This is a genomic window from Mesorhizobium sp. M1396 (genome assembly GCF_040317725.1).
Lineage (GTDB): Bacteria > Pseudomonadota > Alphaproteobacteria > Rhizobiales > Rhizobiaceae > Mesorhizobium.
This window is the reverse complement of the sequence record NZ_JAMYLA010000030.1, coordinates 62134-83593: the sequence shown is the minus strand read 5'-3', so window position 1 is coordinate 83593 and position 21460 is coordinate 62134. Positions and strand designations below refer to the sequence as shown.

Here is a 21460-nt window from a genome sequence, read left to right as displayed (position 1 = left end):
GCGCAAGAGATCAAGCTTCCTGTCACCAAAGCGGGCGATGTCGGTGATGGTTTCCGCCCCGGCGATCACCGCCACAAGACACAGCAGCAGCACCTCATCCAGCGGATATCTTACCTTCGCACTCTGCCGACCATCAGGCAGATCCTTGAAATGACTCAGAAAAACAACCGTTTCCGCCAACGCACCGGCATCGCAAGCCACATCGTCCATCCAGTGCATCCTCCAAAGAATCAGATGCTCTCGACAGATTCAGCTCCCAAACCCCTTGTCACGCGTTAACTCACCCGATTGCCCTGCGCCTCCATTGCCTTTCAAGACCGTGACCGAATATTTTGTTTTCGGGGCGGGTCTTGTCTTGCGTCTTTCAATCCCCGGATGCCCCACATATATTCGCCGCTGTTCGCGACCAGCGACGTGATGCCGAAGCGGGAGGCCCCAATGGCGACATTGCAGAATTTCGACGCCGAAATTGCCAAGACCAAGCAGGTCGTGCAGGACATGCGCACCAAGATCGAGCAGTCCGGCACCGTGCTTGATACGCTCGCCACCGCCGACAAGAAGATCGGCGACGCCAATTTCGACATCGAGAACGCCCGCATCGAGGATGTGCTGAAGCAGCAGAAGGTGATGGAAGGCAACATCGCCGACCTGATCATCGGGCTGGAGGACGCCACCAACGTCTTCGGCGCCGAGTTCGAGAGCATGAAGAACTACACCGGCTGGGAAAAATTCATCGGCGTCTTCTCCAGCCAGAGCAAGCAGCGCATGCGCACCGACCGCGTCCGCAACATGTCGCTGGCCGGCAATCTGCAGGAACTGCTGGTCAAGTCCGACACCATCGTCGGCATCCTGAAGGCGCAGAAAGGGGTCCTCGACCAGCGCTACAAGACCTCCGAGACCAGCCTGTCACAGGTCATCGAGCGCCGTAAGACCACCATGACCAACCTCGAAGCCGTGCAGAAGCGCATCGAGGAACTCAACCCGATGCTGCTCGACATCGAAAACAAGATCGCCGCTTCGACCAGCCAGAAGGAGCGCACGCAGCTCGAAGGCGAGCGCTCCAAGCTGGCGACGGAATACAATGAAAAGCAGGCCAAGGAACAGGAGCTGCTGGCCGAGAGCCAGACGCTCGAGCGCTACACCTCGATGTTCCAGACCTTCGTCGATTCGCTCAACAACCAGATCGCCGCGCAGTCGACGCTGATCAACAAGCTGACCATCGACACCGAGCAACGCATCGTCCTCTACAAGGCGCTCGAAGATTCGCTGAAGACCGCCGCCCAGCAGGACGTCGCCCACAAGATCAACACGCTGGGCAGCCAGGTCGACAACACCGCCGAGGAAACCATGGCCGGCATCGGTGCCGCCTCGCAAAAGCACATCGGCGACCTGCTCGAGATGCACGAGAAGAACATGGTCGCCACTGCCGACATCCAGCGCCGCAAGAAGCTGGCCGACGATGCCTTTGCCCGCCGCTTCGACGAGGTGCTGAAGAAGCACAATTCGGCGAACTACGTGCAGTCTTAGGAGTGACAGGACTGCCCGCGAGCACACAAGCATGACCCGCGAAAACGAAGCGGCGGCACGGTATTTCTCCGCCATCACGGCCGCGCTCAGTGGCCTTGAAGTGTTCATGCGCGACGATCGCTCGCCGCTGTACCGGCATGGCATCGTCGCCAAGATCGTCGCCGAATACATCGCCCGGCTCGACAAGTCATTCGCCTGCTGGCGCAACCGGCTGGGCTTCATGGACACGTTCCGCATTTCGCGGGCCGAAAGCGGCTTCCCGGTCTTCCAGAACCTGCTCGAACTGGAAAATGACCGCCGCCAGGCCGATGCGCGGCTGGCCAACATTCCGCTGGCCGGCGAGTTGCGCGAGGAGATGGCCGACTTCATCCTGCGCCACAAGGAATTCCCCGAGGCGCTGCAGAAGTCGATGGCCGAGAGGCTCTATCTCGAGGACGTGAAGAGCGAAAACACGTTCGGCCCGTTCACCCTGGCGCAAACGGCCAAGGTCTCGGTCAACCCGAAGACGGGGCGTCCCTACTATCTCGTCCACTGGGCGACGTTCGACGGCAGCGCCAACCTGCCTCTGGTCTACATGGTGACGGTGGAGGATTCTTCCGAAGACATGGTCCGACAGCTTGTCGACAGAAACGGCAAACTGAACGAGACGATCGACATTCCGCTGCCGGTCGACGGCCTGCTCAATCCCGAGCTCGCCCACCGTTTCGACGATTTCACCGAGAAGAACTCCGCCTATACCCTGTCGCCGGCGACCATCGCGGTCAACCTCGACAAGGATTTCGAGCCGCTGCATCCCAAGCAGCTGCGCCGCGTCGTGCTCGGACCATTCTATTCGGCTGGCATTACCGACAACAATTCGACGGTGACCGAGGTGCTCGCCAAGGTGCGCAAGCCCGAAAATGCCTGGCTGCTCACCTGGACCATCCAGGAGGTCTATTCCAAGGCTGAGAAGCCGGGCCGCAAGGGGCTGTTTTCAAGCGAGAAGACAACGCAGGAATTCTTCATCAACACCGACGATCTGGAAGCCGCCCGCCAGGGCGTGTCGAGCTACGAAAACCACGCGCTGATCCCGCACGAGGCCTATCAGGCGCTCTATGCCGTCGGCGAGGCGCAGAAGATTTTTGCCGGCTACAAGGTTCACATCCTGTCCAACGGGCAGGTCATCTCAGACGTCTGACCGTCACACCACGGAGCAACCTTCATGGATACCGGCCTGACCACCATACCGGAAGCTGCGATCGAAAAGCACCGCGCAACCGCGCAAAGCTTCATCACCCGCATCGTCGTGCTGGAGGATCCGTCACGCGAATCGGGCACGGCACTTGCCGGCACCAACCGCCGCTTCGTCTCGACCGTCTCGGTCGGTTCGGTGCGCCGCACGCGCGAAGTCGAGCTAGCCAAGACCGTCGGCGCCGTCCATCCCGACGACCAGTTGCTGACCATCCCGCAGCACACGCTCCTGTTCCGCGCCCGGCGCGGCACGGCGATCGCGCTCGCAATATCTGATGTTTTCGCCGAAGGCTCGGACCTCGAAAGCCTGCAGGCCAAGAACACCCGCGCCCCGCTCGAAGGCGACGAGGCGTCCACCTTCAAGAAGCTTCTGTCGGCCTCGGCTTACATCTCCGCCTTCAGCCTCGCCTCCTATCTGTTCCAGCTGATCGACAGCGACGGCGAGGCGCCCAACGATATCCCCGAGCCCGACTTCCTGTTCGACACGCCGCAGGATGCGGTGAAGTCGATCCTCGCTGGCCTCGACAAGGCGATCTCAGGATCGTCCGACGACGCCGACTTGATGACCCGGGCGCGCGCCTTTGCCCGCGTCGCCATCGACGGGCTTCTGGCGCGCAAGGGCCGCTTCGACGGCATCGGCCCGTTCGAGAACGCCCATATCCGTATCGATGCCGACGACTTCACCCTCGATGGTTTCGACGTCGCGCCGGGCAAGCGCTCCAAGCCGCTGGTGATGACCTTCAAGAAGCCGGAGGAGGTCGTCGGCAACCACATTGCCAAGTACCAGTCGGTCAAGCTCGCCAAGATGCTGATGGCCTACGACTTCGAGCGCGAGATGAACCCGTTCGTCGAGCTCGGCGGCTTCCTGTTCACCTTCATCGGCGACGGCGCGCCCGGCACCGGCAAGACGACGCTGATCCAGATGATCGCCGGCCTCGTCAACGGCTATTGCCAGGTCGCCGGCTATCCCTTCGCCTATGAGAATTTCGGCGTTGACCAGATCTCGTCCTATCAGGGCAAATCCGGCCAGAACTGCCGCCAGTTCATCAACAATGTCTTGAACCCGCGCGTCATCGGCTTCGGCACCATCGACGACATCGACCAGGTGGCGGCGCGCCGCTCCGACGACCGCGCCTCGGCCGGCCAGCAGGAGATAACCGGCGTTTTGATGGACGCCTTCGCGGGCGCCGCCACCGTGGTGCGGGGCAACTGCTCGTTCGGCATGTTCTCCAACTATCCCGAGAACGTCGACGACGCGCTGCGCCAGCGCGCCGGCGCCCGCTGGCTGGTCGACGGACCGCAGAGCCGCGACGACTACATCGACATCTTCGTGCTGCTTGCCGGCAAGAACCACAAGATCCCGCTCGGCGACCATAAGCTCTACGCCGCGCAGGAAATCCAGCGCGCCGTGACCGAGGCCTATGAGGAGCACGAGAAGCCGCGGGAAGACGGGCTGATGAAGGTCTACGAACGCTACATGAAGGAGAACGGCGCGCCGAAATCGATGGCCGACATCGGCACCTATCTGCACCTGATCAAGGATGCCGAACCGCGCTTCACCGGCCGCGCCATCAAGAACGTCACCGATGCCATCAAGATGCGCGCCATGGACATCGAGCTGCCCGACGACTGGTTCGAGAAGCCGGAAGTCTTCATGCACAAGGGCTACGACGAGAAGAAAACGATGATCGAGGAACTGCGCGGTCCGTTCTCGATGGACATGGTCATGCAGGAAATCAACCGCTACGCCGACTCTGAGTTCCGCTATTCCGACAAGTCCGACGACTCCGCCGTGGAAAAGCTGCTGCGCGACGCGCGCCTGCGCGAACGGGCTGCGCGGGAGATGGAAGAGATGAAGAAGAAGGGGCTTTGGAATGCGTGAGCTTGACGCCTCTTCCTTCTCCCCGTTCACGGGGAGAAGGTGCCCGAAGGGCGGATGAGGGGCAGCGCTATGCGAGGCAGTAATGAGCCAAAGGTAGCAAGAGCCCGTCAGCTCCGAAAAGTCGAGCATGATGCCGAGGAATGGCTGTGGCACGAACTGCGTGGGCGACGATTGAATGGTCACAAATTTATTCGCCAACTGCCGATCGGACCCTACTTCGCCGATTTCGCCTGCCGAGAAACCAATCTTGTTGTGGAAGTCGATGGAAGCCAGCACGCAAATCGATCTCATGATCGATACAGGGACGAAACCATGAACAGGAATGGCTGGTCGGTGTTGAGGGTCTGGAACGCTGATGTCCTCACTGACCGCAGGAGCGTGCTGGAGACGATTGTTGCAGCCCTGGACGGTCGGTTGGATGAAAAAATGATCGGTATCGACGCGAAATTTCTGCCGTCAGCCACGCCAGAGGAAAGATGATGAGCGTTTGCGCCGCCCCTCATCCGCCCTTCGGGCACCTTCTCCCCGTAAACGGGGAGAAGGGAAGATGATCAAGAAACCCGACCTTTTGCGCGACAATGAGCTGATTTATGGCCGGCTGCTGACGGTCGACGAGTCGCACCTGATCCAGCGCTACAACAAGGCGCTCGCCGCGTTCGGCCTGAACCCCACCAAGCTGAAAAGCTTTCAGATCGACCGCACCGGCTTCTCGCCCGAAGTGGCCGAGGAATGCGGCGACTACGATTATCTCGATCCCAACGAGGTCAACCGCCGCTTCATCATCCTGACGCCGTCGCAGATCGACCTGCCGGTGGTGCACACGGCCTTCTCCAACACCTCGCAGCTGATGTTCGAGTTCATGTCCAAGAACCAGCGCGCCATCGACGCGCTGACCATCAAGGACGTGATCTACGGCGAGATCGAGGATTCCATTCCCAAGGTCAACGACATCGAGGATCTGCTGTCGATCAGCCAGGTCGAGTTCAAGGTGCTGTCGGCCGAGAATGTGCTGGGCAAGGCCGCCGAACTCGGCAAGCTCGTCGACCGGCTGAAGCAGGAGCCCGACGCCTGGCGCGACAACGCCATGCTGACCCGCATGGTAGAGCTCGCCAAGATCTGCGGCGACATCCGCGAGAACGCGCTGGTGCCCGACCAGGTGATCTTCCGCCACAACGCCTACTGGACCAGCCATTTCGGCGGCCTCTACGTGTTCGTCGACCCTGATATGACGACCGTGATCAGCGATCCGGCGGCTCCCGGTTTCCGCCGTTCGCGACCGTGGCAAGTGAGCTATATCTCGATCAGCGATGCCGACAAGGTGTTCAAATTCCTCGCCACCACCGGGCGCATCGAGCTGCCGCGCGCCTCCTGGGTCGAGACATCGGGTTATCTCGAGCATCGCGCCGAGATGGTGGTGCGCGCGCTGATCCGGGACGCCGACCCGAACCGCAACCTGACCGACGTCGACAAGGTCTGGCTGCAGACCTGGATCCAGAGCCATGCCGACATGATCACCAAAGACGGCAACTTTCCCTTTCTCAACGCCGCCAAGCGCGAGATCGCCCAGCTCGGCCACCTCAAGATCGAGGATGTCTTCCCGCAGCAGCGCTTCCTGGTGATCCGCGCCAAGCCCGATCATCCCGACGCCTGGCTGACCAACCGGCTGATCTCGGATTTCGTGCCGTCGGACTTCGTCTCGCGCTACATCTTCAACAAGCAGGGCTTCTACAAGGACTATGACGGCTTCAGCGACGCCTGGCGATCGCATGTTGTGGACGTTCTCAAAACCACATATTTGAAGGACAAGGTGGCGTTTCGCACACGCCTTTACGGTCTGACTGACTAGAACGAAATGAACCGTCACTTCGTTCTAACTTACTGTTTTGGCGCATGATGTTATCCAAAAAGTCTGCAACTTTTTGGCATCGTGCTTTGAGGGGATGACATTGCCATGCTCGATCCGATCGTGAACTTCTTCACCCGGATTTTCCAGTGGATCGGCCGCGGCATTGGGCTTGTGATCGGCGCGATCCTGTGGCCGTTCCTGTGGGCCGGGCGCTGGTACACGCAGCGCGGCTGGATCCTCAAGGCGGCGCTCGGCCTGGCTTTGCTGGTGCTGATCGGCCTCTACGCCAATTTCTTCTACGCCACCCAGTGGTGGAACAATTTCAACCCGAACTACCCCGACACATACACTTTCGAGAAACGTAACGTCTCCGCCGGCGAACAGCTCTCTGCGGGCTCCGGCACCGACACGGCCAAGACCTGCGGCAACTCCGGCATCGCCCAGGTGGCGGCCGACCTGACCGATTTCAACGTCAACCAGAATGCCTGGATCTCGTCGATGATCCTCTACAAGCTCGGCCTGTTCGGCATCGACTGGGACAACACGCCGTGGATGGATAACAAGGCCTCGTTCCAGCGCGGCATCAACCAGGCAGTGCGGCGCACCGCGACCGAACTCGCCGACAATCTCGGCCGTGTGCGCACCACCTCGCAGATCGACAGCGATCTGCAGAATGCCCGCGGCAATCTGCAGTTCGACGAGGAGACCTGGTATTTCGGCCTGAACCCGTTCGGCCCCAAGACGCCGACGCCAAGCTACTATCGCGATGCCGTCCGCATGCTGCGTTCCTTCAACGCTCGCCTTGCCACCTGCCAGGCGACGTTCGACGCCCGCGCCGACAATTTGAAACAATATATCGACCGTATCTCGTCCGACATCGGCTCGACCTCGGCGATCCTCAAGGAACGAGCTGAAAACCACAACAATGGCTGGTTCGATTTCCGCGCCGACGACCGCTTCTGGTTCGCCTATGGCCAGCTCTACGGCTATTACGGCCTGATGAAGGGCGCCCAGGCGGACTTCGACGACGTCATCAAGGAAAAGCATCTGCAGAACCTGTGGGACACGATGGACTCGCAGTTCGTCTCGGCGCTGCGCATCCAGCCCTTCATCATCGCCAACGGCCGCGAGGACGGCTGGATCCTGCCGACGCACCTGACGACAATGGGCTTCTACGTGCTCAGGGTGCGCTCCAACATGGTCGAAATCAGCAACGTGCTGACTCAGTAACGCTGTTCCATTGGGCACCACGCGATGGCGAATTTGCGCCGTCGCCTCTGTCGCATTCCGTGCATTGTGCGGCTGTTTTGAGACGGCGGAACGACGCGTCCTCTGGCTTCTATACGGCGCGGCAACGGAGCTAGGAAGAACCGATGACAGGTCGGCCGGTCCGCAGAGGAATTTTCTCTATAGGAAACTTAGTTGCATACAAGTTGACGCCGCGGCAGCGACAGGGTTAGAACATGCCCGCGCCCGGTTCCAACCTGCTTGCGAGTGACATCAAACCCGTCCCCTCCACCGTCCAATCCAGAGGAAAGCCGTCATGGCCGAAGTGAAGTCCGACATCGAGATCGCGCGCGGCGCCAGGAAAAAGCAGATCCAGGAGATCGGCCAGAAGATCGGCATCCCGACCGAGCATCTGCTGCCCTATGGCCACGACAAGGCCAAGATCTCCGCCGAGTTCATCAAGTCGGTGAAGGGCAACAAGGACGGCAAGCTGATCCTCGTCACCGCCATCAACCCGACGCCGGCCGGCGAAGGCAAGACGACGACCACGGTCGGCCTCGGCGACGGCCTGAACCGCATCGGCAAGAAGGCGATCGTCTGCATCCGCGAGGCCTCGCTCGGCCCGAACTTCGGCGTCAAGGGCGGTGCTGCCGGCGGCGGCTACGCGCAGGTCGTGCCGATGGAGGACATGAACCTCCACTTCACCGGCGACTTCCACGCCATCACCACCGCGCATAACCTTTTGTCGGCGCTGATCGACAACCACATCTACTGGGGTAATGAGCTCGGTATCGACAACCGCCGCGTGGTCTGGCGCCGCGTCATGGACATGAACGACCGTGCGCTGCGCGAAATCATCTGCTCGCTCGGCGGCGTCGCCAACGGCTTTCCGCGCGAGGGCGGCTTCGACATCACCGTCGCCTCGGAAGTCATGGCCATCCTGTGCCTGGCCACCGATCTGAAGGACCTGGAAAGGCGCCTCGGCGACATCATCGTCGCCTACCGTCGCGACAAGTCTGCGGTCTATGCCCGCGACCTCAAGGCAGACGGCGCCATGGCCGTACTGCTGAAGGACGCCATGCAGCCGAACCTGGTGCAGACGCTGGAGAACAACCCGGCCTTCGTGCATGGCGGCCCGTTCGCCAACATCGCGCATGGCTGTAACTCGGTCGTCGCCACCACGACGGCGCTCAAGCTTGCCGACTATGTCGTCACCGAAGCCGGCTTCGGCGCCGATCTCGGTGCGGAAAAGTTCTTCGACATCAAGTGCCGCAAGGCTGGGCTGAAGCCAGCGGCCGCCGTCATCGTCGCCACCGTGCGCGCCATGAAGATGAATGGCGGCGTCAAGAAGGAAGACCTCGGCAAGGAAAACGTCGAAGCGGTGAAGAAGGGCTGCGCCAACCTTGGCCGCCACATCGAGAACATCCGCCAGTTCGGCGTGCCGGCGGTGGTGGCCATCAACCATTTCTATTCCGATACCGACGCCGAGATCCAGGCGATGAAGGACTATGTCGCTTCGATGGGTGAGGAAGCCATCCTGTGCAAGCACTGGGCCCATGGCTCGGCCGGCATCGAGGACCTCGCCAACAAGGTGGTGGCGCTGGCCGAATCCGGCGCCTCGCAGTTCGCGCCGCTCTATCCCGATGCCATGCCGCTGTTCGAGAAGATCAACACCATCGTCCAGCGCATCTATCGCGGCTCGGAGGCGATTGCCGACAAGTCGGTGCGCGACCAGTTGCACGCCTGGGAGCAGGCCGGCTACGGCCACCTCCCAGTCTGCATGGCCAAGACCCAGTATTCGTTCTCGACCGACCCGAATTTGCGCGGCGCGCCGACCGGCCACACCGTTCCGGTGCGCGAAGTCAGGCTTTCGGCTGGTGCCGGCTTCGTCGTCATCATCTGTGGCGAGGTCATGACCATGCCAGGGCTACCCAGGGCGCCGTCCTCGGAGAAGATCTTCCTCAACGAAATGGGTCAGATCGAAGGCCTGTTCTGAGATTTTGCAGTTTCGACAAAAAGGGCGCCGCAGCGATGCGGCGCCCTTTTCTCTTTTCGGACAGTCCTAAGCAGCACTGCGCGACAGCGCCCGCTGGTTGGAGCCGAAGATGGTATCGCGTTCCGGCAGAGCGCCGGTCTTCAGGCACTCGACCCATTCGGCGGTCTTGAGCACGGCGGCGAAGCGCGACTGCAGGATGATCGTGACCACGCGGTGGATCTCTTCGGCCGAGGCGTAGCCGGCGCTGTTGGCGTAAGGCACCGAGCCGGTGGCGTCGGACAGGAACTCGACGGCAAAGCCCATATGCACGGCGTGTATGATGGTCGACAGGTCGCAATTGTGCGTCATGTAGCCGACCACCGTGATCGTATCGATGGCGTTGGCACGCAACCAGTCCTCGAGATCGGTGCCGGTGAAGGCGCTGGGCAGGTTCTTTTCGACATAGTGGTCGCGCTCGCGCCTGGCGATCTCGGGATGCAGTTCGCCGCCATGGCTGCCCTTGGCGAAGATCGGCGATGTCTCCGGCGCCATCTGCTTGATGACCACCACCTTGATGCCGGCCGCTGCCGCCGCATCCATCGCCCGCGCCACATTGACGACGCTGTCGCGGAATGGCGGATGCTGGATGGCGAGATTGCCGCCGTCATAGTCGTTCTGCACATCCACGACGATCAGCGCCCGTCGTGGCGTGGTGTTGGCTGGGTCAGACATTGTGTTTTCCTTTCCTGCTTGAATGCGATGGGCCGAAAATAGGCGGACCGCCGGGCCGCTAAAAGTGGCCCGATTTACATCATCCGAAAGAATTGGGACAATCCACGCTCACTCGCTGGAGGCACCCATGACCGACCCGATCATTGCCGTCCTCGCCTTCGACGGCATCAGCCCATTCCATCTTTCCGTGCCGTGCCTGGTGTTCGGTGAGGACAGGACGGCGCTTGGTCTGCCGCGCTTCGACTTCCGCATCTGCGCGGTCAAGGCCGGCCCGATCCACACCGAGGCTGGCTTGACCGTTGCCGCCCCACATGGGCTCGAAGGGCTTGATGGCGCCGACATCGTCATTATCCCAAGCTGGCATCATCTCGGCGAGCCGGCGTCGCCGCTGCTGATGGAGGCGCTGCGCCAGGCACACCGGCGCGGCGCTTTGATTGTCGGGCTGTGCCTCGGAACCTTTGCCATCGCCGCAGCCGGGTTGCTGTCGGGCCGCCGTGCCGCCACGCACTGGGCTTATTCCGAACAGTTGCAAACACTCCACCCCGACATCACCGTCGATGCCACGGTGCTTTATGTCGACAATGGCGATGTCGTGACATCGGCCGGCGTCGCCGCTGGTCTCGACTGCTGTCTCCACATCGTGCGCGCCCGCTATGGCGCGGAAGCCGCCCTGCGGCTCGCCCGTCAGATCGTGCTTTCCCCGCATCGGCAGGGCGGGCAGGCACAGTTCATCGAGCATCCGGTGGCGAGGAGCGCGGATGCCGACCGTTTCGCCCAAGCCCTCGACGCGGTTCGCGCGACGCTCGGAGAGAGGCACAGCCTGGACAGCGTCGCCGATGCCGCCGGTCTGACAAGGCGCACCTTCACCCGCCGCTTCCAGAAATCGATCGGCACCAGTTTCGGCGAATGGCTGACCGGTCAGCGGATAGAACTGGCGCAGCGGCTGCTGGAGGCGACGGAAAAGTCGATGGACATGGTGGCCTTCGAGGCCGGCTTCGGCAGCGCCACCTCGCTGCGCCAGCATTTCGCCGCGCGGCTCAAGACATCGCCGGCGCAATACCGGCGCGAATTCTCCAGGCGGCCCGATCAGAGGGACGAGCGCATGGCACTTTCCTGCTGATCTGTTCAATCCTGCTCAATCCCGCTTGACCGCCCGCGCGGGGTTGCCGACCATCGTGGTGTTGGCGGCCACGTCGCGGGTCACCACCGCACCGGCACCGACGATCGCGCCGTCACCGATGCCGACGCCGCCGAGGATGACGGCACTACCGCCGATCCAGGCATTGGCGCCGATCTCGACCGACCTGGCGATCTCCAGTCCGGCTTGCCGCCCGCTGGCCTCCTTGTGATGCTCGGCGCAGTAGATCTGAACATTGGGACCAAGCAGCGTTCCCTTGCCGATGCGCACGCTCGCCGTATCGAGGATGGTGCAGCCGGCATTGAGAAAGACGCCGTCGCCGAGAAAGATGTTGAAACCGTAGGCGCAATGGAACGGCGCCTCGATACGGGCGCCCTCGCCGGCTTTGCCGAGCAGCACCTTCAAGCCCGGTCCGAGGTTGCCGCGCTGACGCGGCGGCAGGCAATTATGCTCGAACACCGCGTCGCGCGCTATCGCCCGCAAAGCCTCCAGTTCGTCGTCGAGGCACGTATACCATTCGCCGGCCGCCATCCTTGCGCGCTCGCTTCCAGCCATGACGATGTCTCCATGTGACGTCACTGCCAAAGCACAATTGCAGTGAACGGGGAAGTGCCAGCGCCCCGGCAGCACCAGCGCAAATCCATTCGGATTTTTCGCAGTCATGCGCTGGTCAAATGCCGGACCTATGCTAGCCTGCTCTTGCCGGACTGTCCTGGCCCGGCGATCGAGGGGGATCGACGATGCTTTACATTCTCGCACTTCTGATCGGTATCATTGCCGGTCTTCGCGCCATGACCGCGCCGGCCGCGGTTGCCTGGGGCGCTTGGCTCGGCTGGCTGTCGGTTGCTGGCACCTGGGCGAGCTTCATGAGCCATTGGGCAGCCGTCGGCATCTTCACCATACTGGCCATCGTCGAGCTGGTCACCGACCAATTGCCGTCTACGCCAAGCCGGAAAGTGCCGCAGCAATTCGGCGCCCGCATCATTTTGGGTGCCTTCGCTGGCGCGGTGATCGGCGCGACAGGCGGCGCCACCATCGGCGGCCTGATCGCCGGCGCCATCGGCGCTGTCATCGGCACGCTGGGCGGCGCCGAAGCACGCGGACGGCTGGCGGCAGCCTTCGGCAAGGATCGGCCCGCCGCCTTCATCGAGGACGCGGTGGCGATCCTCGGCGGCTTGCTGATCGTAGCGGCGGTGGCATGACAACGAAAACCTTCGACGCCATCGTCATCGGCGCCGGACAGGCCGGCCCTTCGCTGGCCGGCCGGCTGAATGCGGCAGGCATGAGCGTGGCGCTGATCGAACGCAAGCTGGTTGGCGGCACTTGCGTCAACACCGGCTGCATGCCGACCAAGACCATGGTCGCCAGCGCCTATGCCGCGCACTTGGCGCGGCGTGCGGCCGACTATGGCGTCACGCTCGGCGGCCCAGTCGGCATCGACTATGCCAGGATCAAGGCGCGCAAGGACAAGGTGACGATCGACGCCCGCACCAATCTGGAGACCTGGATCGCAGGCATGGACAAATGCACGCTCTACCGTGGCCATGCTCGGTTCGAATCCGCCAACACGGTCCGCGTCGGCGACGACCTTCTGACCGCCGAGAAAATCTTTCTCAACACCGGCGGCCGAGCCACGGTGCCCGACCTGCCCGGCATCCACGACATCGACTATTTGACCAATTCCTCGATGATGGATCTCGACGTGCTGCCGCGCCATCTCATCGTCGTCGGCGGCAGCTATGTCTCGCTCGAATTCGCGCAAATGTTCCGCCGCTTCGGCTCGGAAGTCACCGTCATCGAGAAGCGCCTCCGCCTGACCGGCCGCGAGGACGAGGACGTCTCGGCCGCCATCCTGTCGATCCTCGAAAACGAAGGCATCACAGTCCATGTCGGTGCCGACGACATCAGCTTCGCCAAACAGGGCGGGGATATTGCCGTGACCTTCTCGGCCGGCAAACCGCCGGCGGTCGGCTCGCATTTGCTGCTGGCCCTGGGGCGGACGCCCAACACCGACGACCTCGGCCTGGAAAAGGCCGGCGTCGAGGTCGACCGGCGCGGCTTCGTCATTGTCGACGACCAGCTGCGCACCAGCGTGCCCGGCATCTGGGCGATGGGCGACTGCAACGGCAAGGGCGCCTTCACCCACACCTCCTACAACGACTACGAGATTGTCGCCGCCAACCTGCTCGACAACGATCCGCGTAAGGTCAGCGATCGCATCGAAGCCTATGCGCTCTACATCGACCCGCCGCTCGGCCGCTGCGGCATGACCGAGGCTGCGGTGAGGAAATCCGGCCGTCGCGCACTCGTCGGCCAGCGGCCGATGACCCGCGTCGGCCGCGCCATCGAAAAGGGCGAGACGCAAGGCTTCATGAAGATCCTGGTCGATGCCGACACCAGGCAGATCCTCGGCTGCTCGGTGCTCGGCCCCGGTGGCGACGAGGCGGTGCATTGCGTGCTCGACCTGATGTACGCCAAAGCGCCCGTCGACACGCTCGCGCGCGCCGTGCACATCCATCCCAATGTCTCGGAATTGCTGCCGACCATTGCCCAGGAGCTGAAGCCGCTGGTTTGAGAGCAGCGGCGACCTATTTCAAAGCCCTTTCTTTTCTGCATTGCTGCAATGCAGCAATGCAGCTTGCGAACGGTGGCGTCCTTCGCGCAGTCTCAATTTTGAACCGATTCAGTCTGGACGCCCCATGCCCTTGCCGATCCTTGCGCTTGCTATTGCGTCCTTCTGCATCGGCACCACCGAATTCGTCATCATGGGCCTGCTGCCGGAGGTCGCCGCCGATCTCGGCGTGTCCATCCCTTCCGCGGGCCTGCTGGTCACCGGCTATGCGTTAGGCGTCGTCTTCGGCGCCCCGATTGTCGCCATGGCCACCGCGCATTTGCCGCGCAAGCCGGTGCTGGTTGGCCTCGCCGTGCTGTTCGTCGTCGGCAATTTGTTTTGCGCCATCTCGCCCAATTACTGGACGCTTATGGCCGCGCGCGTCTTCACTGCCTTCGGCCATGGCGCCTTCTTCGGCATCGGCTCGGTCGTTGCCGCCAGCCTGGTGCCGCGCAACAAGCGCGCCAGCGCCATCGCGCTCATGTTCGCCGGACTGACGCTGGCCAACATCCTTGGCGTTCCGGCTGGCACCGCGCTTGGCGAAGCCCTCGGCTGGCGCGCCACCTTCCTGGCCGTGGTCGGCATCGGCCTGATCTCGGTCGCGGCGATCGCCTGGCTGGTGCCATCCGATGTCACTGAACCGAGCGGCGGCGGCCTGCGTGGCGAATTGCGCGTGCTGGGCAAACTGCAGGTCTGGCTGGCGATGCTGATCGCCGCCCTGGCCTCGGCCAGCCTGTTTGCCGTCTTCACCTACATCAAACCCTATTTGACCGACGTATCCGGCCTGTCCACCTCCGCGTTCACCTGGGTGCTGCTGCTGTTCGGAGCCGGCATGACCATCGGCAACATCATCGGCGGCAGGCTGGCCGACTGGAAACTGATGCCGACGGTCATCGGCACCCTGCTGTTGCTGGCGTTGCTGTTTGTCGGCTTCATGCAGTTCGGCGCCATAGCCAGCGTTGCCATCGGCATCGTCTTCCTTTGGGGTCTGCTCATCTTCGTCGTCGTGCCGCCGCTGCAGATCCGCGTCGTCGAGGCGGCCTCCGAGGGGCCGAACCTGGCCGCCACGCTGAACCAGGGCGCCTTCAATGTCGGTAATGCCAGCGGCGCCTGGATCGGCGGCGTGGCCCTTTCCACCGGTGTCTCCTATGCCAATTTGCCGCTGGTCGGCGCGGCACTTGCCCTGCTGGCGGTCACCGTCGCTGTGCTGTCGCAGGCGCTGGATCGCCCCGCGCCCGTCATCCCTCTCCAGGCTCCCGCGGAGTAGCCGCTTGCGCCCATAGCGCGGCAGTCTGGACCAATCGACATCGGCACCTTCAAATGGGCATGTCTTGTCGCTCTTGATGGAGGACGTCATGCAGAAATCGATCGAGCGCATCGCCGGCGAAAGCGAAGGTGTTTCCTACGAATTCCCGCTGTTCCGCTTTGCGGGTGCGGACAAGGCCGCCCCATCCGCCTATCTGCAGGCAGCGCTCCATGCCGGCGAATTGCCGGGCGTCGTCGCCATCGACGCGCTGATGCCGATGCTCAACAAGGCCGAAGCCGAAGGCCGCATCAAGGGCAACCTCACCATCGTGCCCTGGGCCAACCCGGTCGGCCGGGCGCAATATCATTTCGGCGAACATCAGGGCCGCTTCCATCTGGGCACCCGCACCAATTTCAACCGCGGCTTTCCGCTACTGGCCGCGCCCGACACAGCCCTCTTGCACGACACCGCACTTGGCACGGTCGACCAGCGGCTGAAGAGCCGGCTGGTGCAGTTGTCGCTTGGCCATGACATCGTGCTCGACCTGCACTGCGACGACGAGGGCCTCGCCTATCTCTACGTCCACACCAGCCTGTGGCCGGCGATGGCCGATTGCGCCGCCGCCATGGGCGTCGATGCGGTCGTGCTGTGGAGCGAGGACACCGACGGCACCTTCGAAGGCGCCGCGATCATGCCCTACCAGAACGTTCCCGCCGATGTGGCGAAGCTCGACCGCCGCGTCGCCACCACGGTCGAATATCGTGGCATCCTCGATGTCGACGGCGCCTTGGCCGCCGCCGACGCCGAAGGGCTCTACCGGCTGCTGGTGGGGCGCGGCGTGATCGCCGATAACACCCTGTCCGCGCCCGGTCCCTTCACCGGCACCGTCGCGCCCCTGGAGAACATCGACATGATGCCCGCACCCCGGGCAGGCGCGGTGCTCTACGACGTGAAGCCCGGCGACCGCGTCGCCAAAGGCGCAAGGCTGGTCACCATCGTCCATGCGCCGGGCGAAGCCGATGGCCGCACCGAAGTCTTCGCGCCGCAGGGCGGCGTCATCCTGACCCGCCGCTCGCGCCGCATCATCCGCGCCGGCGAGGATCTGCTGAAGCTGGTCGGCGACAGGAAGAGCGCGGACGCCAGGTCGGGCACGCTGGAAGATTGATCTAGCCAGAAATGGCCTGCCGCGCCTTCGCCTCCAGCCATTCCGCCATCTGCCGGTAGGGCACCGGTCCGTGGCTGATGCGGGCGACGCCGAGTTCGGCCAGCCGCTGGCGCGGCGGCACATGCGCCAGCGCGATGATGTTGACCGGCAACGCGATTGCCTTGCAGAGCGCCTCGATGAGGCCCTCATCGCCAAGGCCCGGCGCGAAAAAGCCGTTCGCTCCGGCCTTTTCATAGGCCCGCGCCCGTTCGATCGCCTGATCGAGCAGCGCCTTGTCATGCGCATCCGGCTTCGCCTTGAGAAAGATGTCGGTCCGGGCGTTGAGGAAAACCGGTATACCCGATTGCCTGACGGCGGCCGCCGCGGCCTCGATGCGTTTCACCTGCACGGTGATGTCATGCAGGCCGGTGCCGCCGACGATCTGATCCTCGAAATTCAAGCCGATGGCCCCGGCCTGCAAGGCGAGCGTCACCGTGCGGGCGACGATGTCCGGGGCGACGCCGTAGCCGCCCTCGAGGTCCATCGTCACCGGCAGGTCGACCGACCCGACGATGCGCCTGATGTTGTCGATCGCCAGTTCCAGCGGGATCTTCTCGCCATCGGCATATCCGAAGGCGGCCGCCACCGGCCAGCTTCCGGTGGCGATGGCCTTGGCTCCTGCTTTCTCGACGATCTTGGCCGAGCCGGGATCCCATGCATTGTAGAGAACGATCGGGTTTCCCTTGACGTGGAGGGAATGGAACGTGCGCGCGCGCTCGATCTGCTCGGTCATTGGTATTTTCCCATGTTCCTGCTGTTTGGATGAACAATCTAGGCCGCACTGTCGGCTCTGGCGATCTGCCATGAGATGCAGAAGCGGCGGCCACCGGACAGGCTTTTCAAACCAGTTGCGTATCCTCCCTTTCGCAGCTATGGATTTCGCCATGAATATGCGTTCGACCAAGACCATTTGGTGGTGGGCCTGCTGACAGCGGCCTGTTCGAACGCGCGTGCGCGAAAAGAGAGGGTGGCCGCAACGGAAAGTCCGGGCGGCCATTTGTTTTTTCCAAGCCATTCCCGGGTCCGTTGCCCCAAAGAAGCTGATGGAGACGGCAATGACGATGAAGGTTCTGGATAACGGGGCGGAAAGTTTCGTGACCGCGGGTGGCGTGACCATCACTCGCGAGCGCCACGACCGGCCCTATGCGGGCGCGATCGACGCTTACGTCGACGGCCTGAATTCGCGCCGGGGCGCCGTGTTTTCCTCGAACTATGAATATCCCGGCCGCTACACGCGCTGGGACACCGCCATCATCGACCCGCCGCTGGTCATCTCGGCACGTGGCCGCGCCATGCGCATCGAGGCGCTGAACCGCCGCGGCGAGGCGCTGTTGCCGGTCATCGGCAAGGCGCTGGGCGGCCTCGCCGACGTCACAATCGCCGAGACATCGAATAAGCTCATCCGCCTCGACGTCGCCAAACCCGGCCGTGTGTTCACCGAGGAGGAGCGCAGCCGCGTTCCTTCGGTGTTTACTGTCCTGCGCGCCATCACCGCGCTGTTCAAGACCGAGGAAGACGCCAATCTCGGTCTCTATGGCGCCTTCGGCTACGACCTCGCCTTCCAGTTCGACCCGGTCGACTACAAGCTCGAGCGCAAGCAAAGCCAGCGCGACCTGGTGCTGTTCCTGCCCGACGAGATCCTCGTCGTCGACCATTATTCGGCCAAGGCCTGGACCGACCGCTACGACTATGCCGGCGACGGGTTTTCGACGGAAGGGTTGCCGCGCGACGAAATCGCCGAGCCGTTCAAGGGCCCTGACCGCATCCCGCCGCGCGGCGACCATGAACCTGGCGAATACGCCAATCTGGTACGCAAGGCGATGGATTCGTTCAAGCGCGGCGACCTGTTCGAGGTCGTCCCCGGCCAGATGTTCTATGAGCGCTGCGAGACGCAGCCATCCGAGATTTCGCGCAAGCTGAAGTCGATCAACCCCTCGCCCTATTCCTTCTTCATCAATCTGGGCGAAGGCGAATATCTGATCGGCGCCTCGCCCGAAATGTTCGTGCGCGTCAACGGCCGCCGCGTCGAGACCTGCCCGATCTCGGGCACCATCAAGCGCGGCGACGACGCCATTTCGGACTCCGAGCAGATCCTGAAACTGCTCAACTCCAAGAAGGACGAATCCGAGCTGACCATGTGCTCGGACGTCGATCGCAACGACAAGTCGCGGGTCTGCGAGCCGGGTTCGGTGCGCGTCATCGGCCGCCGCCAGATCGAGATGTATTCGCGCCTGATCCACACCGTCGACCACATCGAAGGCCGGCTGCGCGAAGGCATGGATGCCTTCGACGCCTTCCTGTCTCATGCCTGGGCGGTTACCGTTACCGGCGCTCCGAAACTGTGGGCCATGCGCTTCATCGAACAGAACGAGAAGAGCCCGCGCGCCTGGTATGGCGGCGCGATCGGCATGGTCAACTTCAACGGCGACATGAACACCGGCCTCACCCTGCGCACCATCCGCATCAAGGACGGCATTGCCGAAGTGCGCGCCGGCGCCACATTGCTCTTCGACAGCATTCCTGAGGAAGAAGAAGCCGAAACCGAACTGAAGGCATCCGCCATGCTCTCCGCCATCCGCGACGCCAAGACAGGCAATTCCGCCAGTACCGAGCGCACCACCGCGCGCGTCGGCGACGGCGTCAACATCCTGCTCGTCGACCACGAGGATTCGTTCGTCCACACGCTGGCCAATTATTTCCGCCAGACCGGAGCCAATGTCTCGACCGTGCGCACGCCGGTGCCGGAGGAAGTGTTCGACCGGCTGAAGCCCGACCTCGTCGTGCTGTCGCCCGGCCCCGGCACGCCGAAGGACTTCGATTGCGCCGCGACCATCAGACGAGCGCGCGCCCGCGACCTGCCGATCTTCGGCGTCTGCCTTGGCCTGCAGGCGTTGGCCGAAGCCTACGGCGGCGAGCTCAGGCAGTTGCATGTGCCGATGCACGGCAAGCCGTCGCGCATCCGCGTCTCGAAGCCGGGCATCATCTTCTCCGGCCTGCCCAAGGAGGTCACCGTCGGCCGCTACCACTCGATCTTTGCCGACCCGGTGCGGTTGCCCGATGACTTCATCGTCACGGCCGAGACCGAGGACGGCGTCATCATGGCCTTCGAGCACCGCAAGGAGCCGATCGCCGCGGTGCAGTTCCACCCGGAATCGATCATGACGCTCGGCCACAATGCCGGCATGCGCATCATCGAGAACATCGTCGCCCACCTGCCGCGCAAGGCCAAGGAAAAGGCCGCCTGACAATCATGGCCGAAGCCGAGAACACAATGGCGATCGCGGCCAAGGCGGCCGCGAAGCGCAAGGTCGCCAACCTTGCCTTCTGGTCGATCATCATTGCGGCAATCGTGCTAGGTCTGAAGCTCGTCGCCTGGTACGTCACCGGCTCCGTCGCGCTCTATTCGGACGCGCTGGAATCGATCGTCAACGTCATCGCCTCGGTCGCCGCCTTCTGGGCGATCCAGGTCAGCTACAAGCCGGCCGACCAGGATCACCCCTTCGGCCATCACAAGGCGGAGTATTTCTCGGCGGTGCTTGAGGGCGTGCTGATCGTGCTCGCCGCGCTTTTGATCCTCAACGAGGTCTGGCGGTCCTGGCAGAGTCCCGCGCCACTCGAACAGCCCTGGGAAGGTCTTGCCGTCAACGGCGTCGCCACGGTGATCAATGCTTTCTGGGCCTGGACGCTGATCCGTGCCGGCAGGGCCGAGAAGTCACCGGCGCTGGTCGCCGACGGCAACCACATCATGACCGACGTGGTGACCTCGATCGGCGTCTTCGGCGGTCTCGTCGGAGCGATCCTGACCGGCTGGCAGATCCTCGATCCGGCGCTTGCCGTCCTCGTGGCGCTGAACATCCTGTGGCAGGGCTGGCATGTCATCGGCTCGTCGATGAACGGCCTGATGGACCGCGCCGTCGACACGCAGGAGCACATGCGCATCCGCGACGTCATCTCGGCCAACTGCAAGGGCGCGCTCGAGGTGCATGACCTCAAGACACGCATCGCCGGCCGCGCCACCTTCATCGAGTTCCATCTGGTCGTCGATGCCGACATGTCGGTCGGCGCCAGCCATGTCATCTGCGACCGCATCGAGGACGCCCTGAAGGCCGAGATCCCCTCGGTGCGCGTCACCATCCATGTCGAGCCCGACGACGAGGCCAAGCTGCCGAAGGGCACGACGGCCGTGCCGTTCGCTTGAGGCGGTTCACCAGGTCTCGATTGAAAGATTTTTGATCCGCTCGAATTCCCGGACATTACGGGTCATCAGCGTAAGGTTCCGAGCGCGCGCCTGCCCGCCGATCAACGCATCGTAGGGACCGATTGGAGTTCCCAACGTCGCAAGCGTTGCCCGAATCTCGCCGGCATGTCTCGCGTCTTCCCGGTCAAATTCGAGGACGGGGAACTGCAGAGCTTCGATGCGTGCCAAATTTTCGGGCCTTCGCTGGCTCTTTTCAGCACCATAGTACAATTCGTGTACCACTATCGCCGAGAGGGCAAAATCCTGCGGCGTGCGCTGTTTGAGTAGTGTCAGCAGACCATCATCGCCCTTGATGACCGCAATAACGGCATTGGTGTCGAGCAGGTAGATCACTTGAAGACGTCATCCAAGGCGGGTCTATCCTGGCCGTCCTGACGTTCCAGTGCTGCCTCGGCGAAATCGTTATCAAGTGGTCCGATCACTTGGTCGAGCCACGCCCAATCCTGCGCAACCGGTTCCAGGATAACGGTCTGTCCGTGACGGCGGATCGAAACCTCGTCTGTTTCGAAACGGAATTCCTTGGGCAGGCGTACAGCTTGTGACCTCCCCGACCAGAACACTTTTGCTTTTTCCATCATGCTATC

The 21460-nt window shown here is 62.9% G+C and carries 20 protein-coding genes; 14 read left to right on the top strand and 6 right to left on the bottom strand.

The window, feature by feature from the left end; genetic code table 11:
* A partial coding sequence (locus NKH02_RS20260; protein WP_352880961.1) for a transposase family protein occupies window positions 1–210 on the bottom strand: 210 nt, incomplete at its 3' end.
* A gap of 228 nt (window positions 211–438) precedes the next feature.
* On the opposite strand from NKH02_RS20260, the gene NKH02_RS20255 reads away from it, so the two are divergent.
* From NKH02_RS20255 to NKH02_RS20225, 7 genes are all read left to right on the top strand, one after another.
* Window positions 439–1527 (top strand): hypothetical protein, encoded by a 1089-nt coding sequence (locus NKH02_RS20255; protein ID WP_352866031.1) that lies wholly within the window; start codon window positions 439–441, stop codon window positions 1525–1527.
* A gap of 31 nt (window positions 1528–1558) precedes the next feature.
* Window positions 1559–2704, top strand: coding sequence for a hypothetical protein (locus tag NKH02_RS20250; protein ID WP_352866029.1), 1146 nt, complete (start codon window positions 1559–1561; stop codon window positions 2702–2704).
* Window positions 2705–2728: 24 nt separating this feature from the next.
* Window positions 2729–4639: an AAA family ATPase gene (locus NKH02_RS20245; RefSeq protein WP_352880960.1), complete on the top strand. Its 1911-nt coding sequence runs from the start codon at window positions 2729–2731 to the stop codon at window positions 4637–4639.
* A gap of 69 nt (window positions 4640–4708) precedes the next feature.
* Window positions 4709–5119 (top strand): endonuclease domain-containing protein, encoded by a 411-nt coding sequence (locus tag NKH02_RS20240; RefSeq protein WP_352880958.1) that lies wholly within the window; start codon window positions 4709–4711, stop codon window positions 5117–5119.
* A gap of 67 nt (window positions 5120–5186) precedes the next feature.
* The gene (locus NKH02_RS20235) at window positions 5187–6485 is read left to right on the top strand and encodes a DUF6638 family protein (protein WP_352880956.1); all 1299 of its coding nucleotides are present in this window, start codon (window positions 5187–5189) and stop codon (window positions 6483–6485) included.
* A gap of 105 nt (window positions 6486–6590) precedes the next feature.
* Window positions 6591–7715 carry a DUF2333 family protein gene (locus NKH02_RS20230; protein ID WP_352866021.1) on the top strand — a complete coding sequence of 375 codons (1125 nt, stop codon included), beginning with the start codon at window positions 6591–6593 and terminating at the stop codon, window positions 7713–7715.
* Window positions 7716–8028: 313 nt separating this feature from the next.
* Window positions 8029–9708: a formate--tetrahydrofolate ligase gene (locus NKH02_RS20225; RefSeq protein ID WP_352866019.1), complete on the top strand. Its 1680-nt coding sequence runs from the start codon at window positions 8029–8031 to the stop codon at window positions 9706–9708.
* 66 nt (window positions 9709–9774) lie between these two features.
* Here the strand turns inward: NKH02_RS20225 and NKH02_RS20220 are convergent, their stop codons facing one another.
* Window positions 9775–10419, bottom strand: a complete 645-nt coding sequence (locus NKH02_RS20220) for a cysteine hydrolase family protein (RefSeq protein WP_352880955.1) — start codon at window positions 10417–10419, stop codon at window positions 9775–9777.
* A gap of 127 nt (window positions 10420–10546) precedes the next feature.
* Between NKH02_RS20220 and NKH02_RS20215 the strand changes: the two genes are divergently transcribed.
* Complete coding sequence (locus NKH02_RS20215; protein WP_352866013.1) at window positions 10547–11539, top strand: GlxA family transcriptional regulator; 993 nt, start codon at window positions 10547–10549, stop codon at window positions 11537–11539.
* Window positions 11540–11554: 15 nt separating this feature from the next.
* Here the strand turns inward: NKH02_RS20215 and NKH02_RS20210 are convergent, their stop codons facing one another.
* Window positions 11555–12112 (bottom strand): sugar O-acetyltransferase, encoded by a 558-nt coding sequence (locus tag NKH02_RS20210; protein ID WP_352880953.1) that lies wholly within the window; start codon window positions 12110–12112, stop codon window positions 11555–11557.
* Between the two features lie 185 nt (window positions 12113–12297).
* Between NKH02_RS20210 and NKH02_RS20205 the strand changes: the two genes are divergently transcribed.
* From NKH02_RS20205 to NKH02_RS20190, 4 genes are all read left to right on the top strand, one after another.
* Window positions 12298–12759 carry a DUF4126 domain-containing protein gene (locus NKH02_RS20205; RefSeq protein WP_352866008.1) on the top strand — a complete coding sequence of 154 codons (462 nt, stop codon included), beginning with the start codon at window positions 12298–12300 and terminating at the stop codon, window positions 12757–12759.
* Window positions 12756–14132, top strand: a complete 1377-nt coding sequence (locus NKH02_RS20200) for an FAD-containing oxidoreductase (protein ID WP_352880951.1) — start codon at window positions 12756–12758, stop codon at window positions 14130–14132. Before NKH02_RS20205 ends, NKH02_RS20200 begins: the two co-directional genes overlap by 4 nt.
* Before the next feature lie 124 nt (window positions 14133–14256).
* Complete coding sequence (locus tag NKH02_RS20195; protein WP_352880950.1) at window positions 14257–15435, top strand: MFS transporter; 1179 nt, start codon at window positions 14257–14259, stop codon at window positions 15433–15435.
* 88 nt (window positions 15436–15523) lie between these two features.
* Window positions 15524–16579, top strand: a complete 1056-nt coding sequence (locus NKH02_RS20190; RefSeq protein WP_352880948.1) for a M14 family metallopeptidase — start codon at window positions 15524–15526, stop codon at window positions 16577–16579.
* Between the two features lies 1 nt (window position 16580).
* Here NKH02_RS20190 and NKH02_RS20185 read toward each other — a convergent pair whose 3' ends face one another.
* Window positions 16581–17351 (bottom strand): isocitrate lyase/PEP mutase family protein, encoded by a 771-nt coding sequence (locus NKH02_RS20185; protein ID WP_352880947.1) that lies wholly within the window; start codon window positions 17349–17351, stop codon window positions 16581–16583.
* Window positions 17352–17673: 322 nt separating this feature from the next.
* Between NKH02_RS20185 and NKH02_RS20180 the strand changes: the two genes are divergently transcribed.
* Window positions 17674–19863 (top strand): anthranilate synthase, encoded by a 2190-nt coding sequence (locus NKH02_RS20180; RefSeq protein WP_352880946.1) that lies wholly within the window; start codon window positions 17674–17676, stop codon window positions 19861–19863.
* Between the two features lie 5 nt (window positions 19864–19868).
* Window positions 19869–20816 carry a cation diffusion facilitator family transporter gene (locus NKH02_RS20175; protein ID WP_352865993.1) on the top strand — a complete coding sequence of 316 codons (948 nt, stop codon included), beginning with the start codon at window positions 19869–19871 and terminating at the stop codon, window positions 20814–20816.
* A 6-nt stretch (window positions 20817–20822) separates the two neighbouring features.
* On the opposite strand, the gene NKH02_RS20170 is transcribed toward NKH02_RS20175, so the two are convergent.
* Both NKH02_RS20170 and NKH02_RS20165 read right to left on the bottom strand, forming a co-directional pair.
* Window positions 20823–21209, bottom strand: a complete 387-nt coding sequence (locus tag NKH02_RS20170) for a type II toxin-antitoxin system VapC family toxin (protein ID WP_352865991.1) — start codon at window positions 21207–21209, stop codon at window positions 20823–20825.
* Window positions 21206–21451 carry an antitoxin gene (locus tag NKH02_RS20165; protein WP_352866090.1) on the bottom strand — a complete coding sequence of 82 codons (246 nt, stop codon included), beginning with the start codon at window positions 21449–21451 and terminating at the stop codon, window positions 21206–21208. Before NKH02_RS20165 ends, NKH02_RS20170 begins: the two co-directional genes overlap by 4 nt.
* Window positions 21452–21460: the final 9 nt, after the last annotated feature.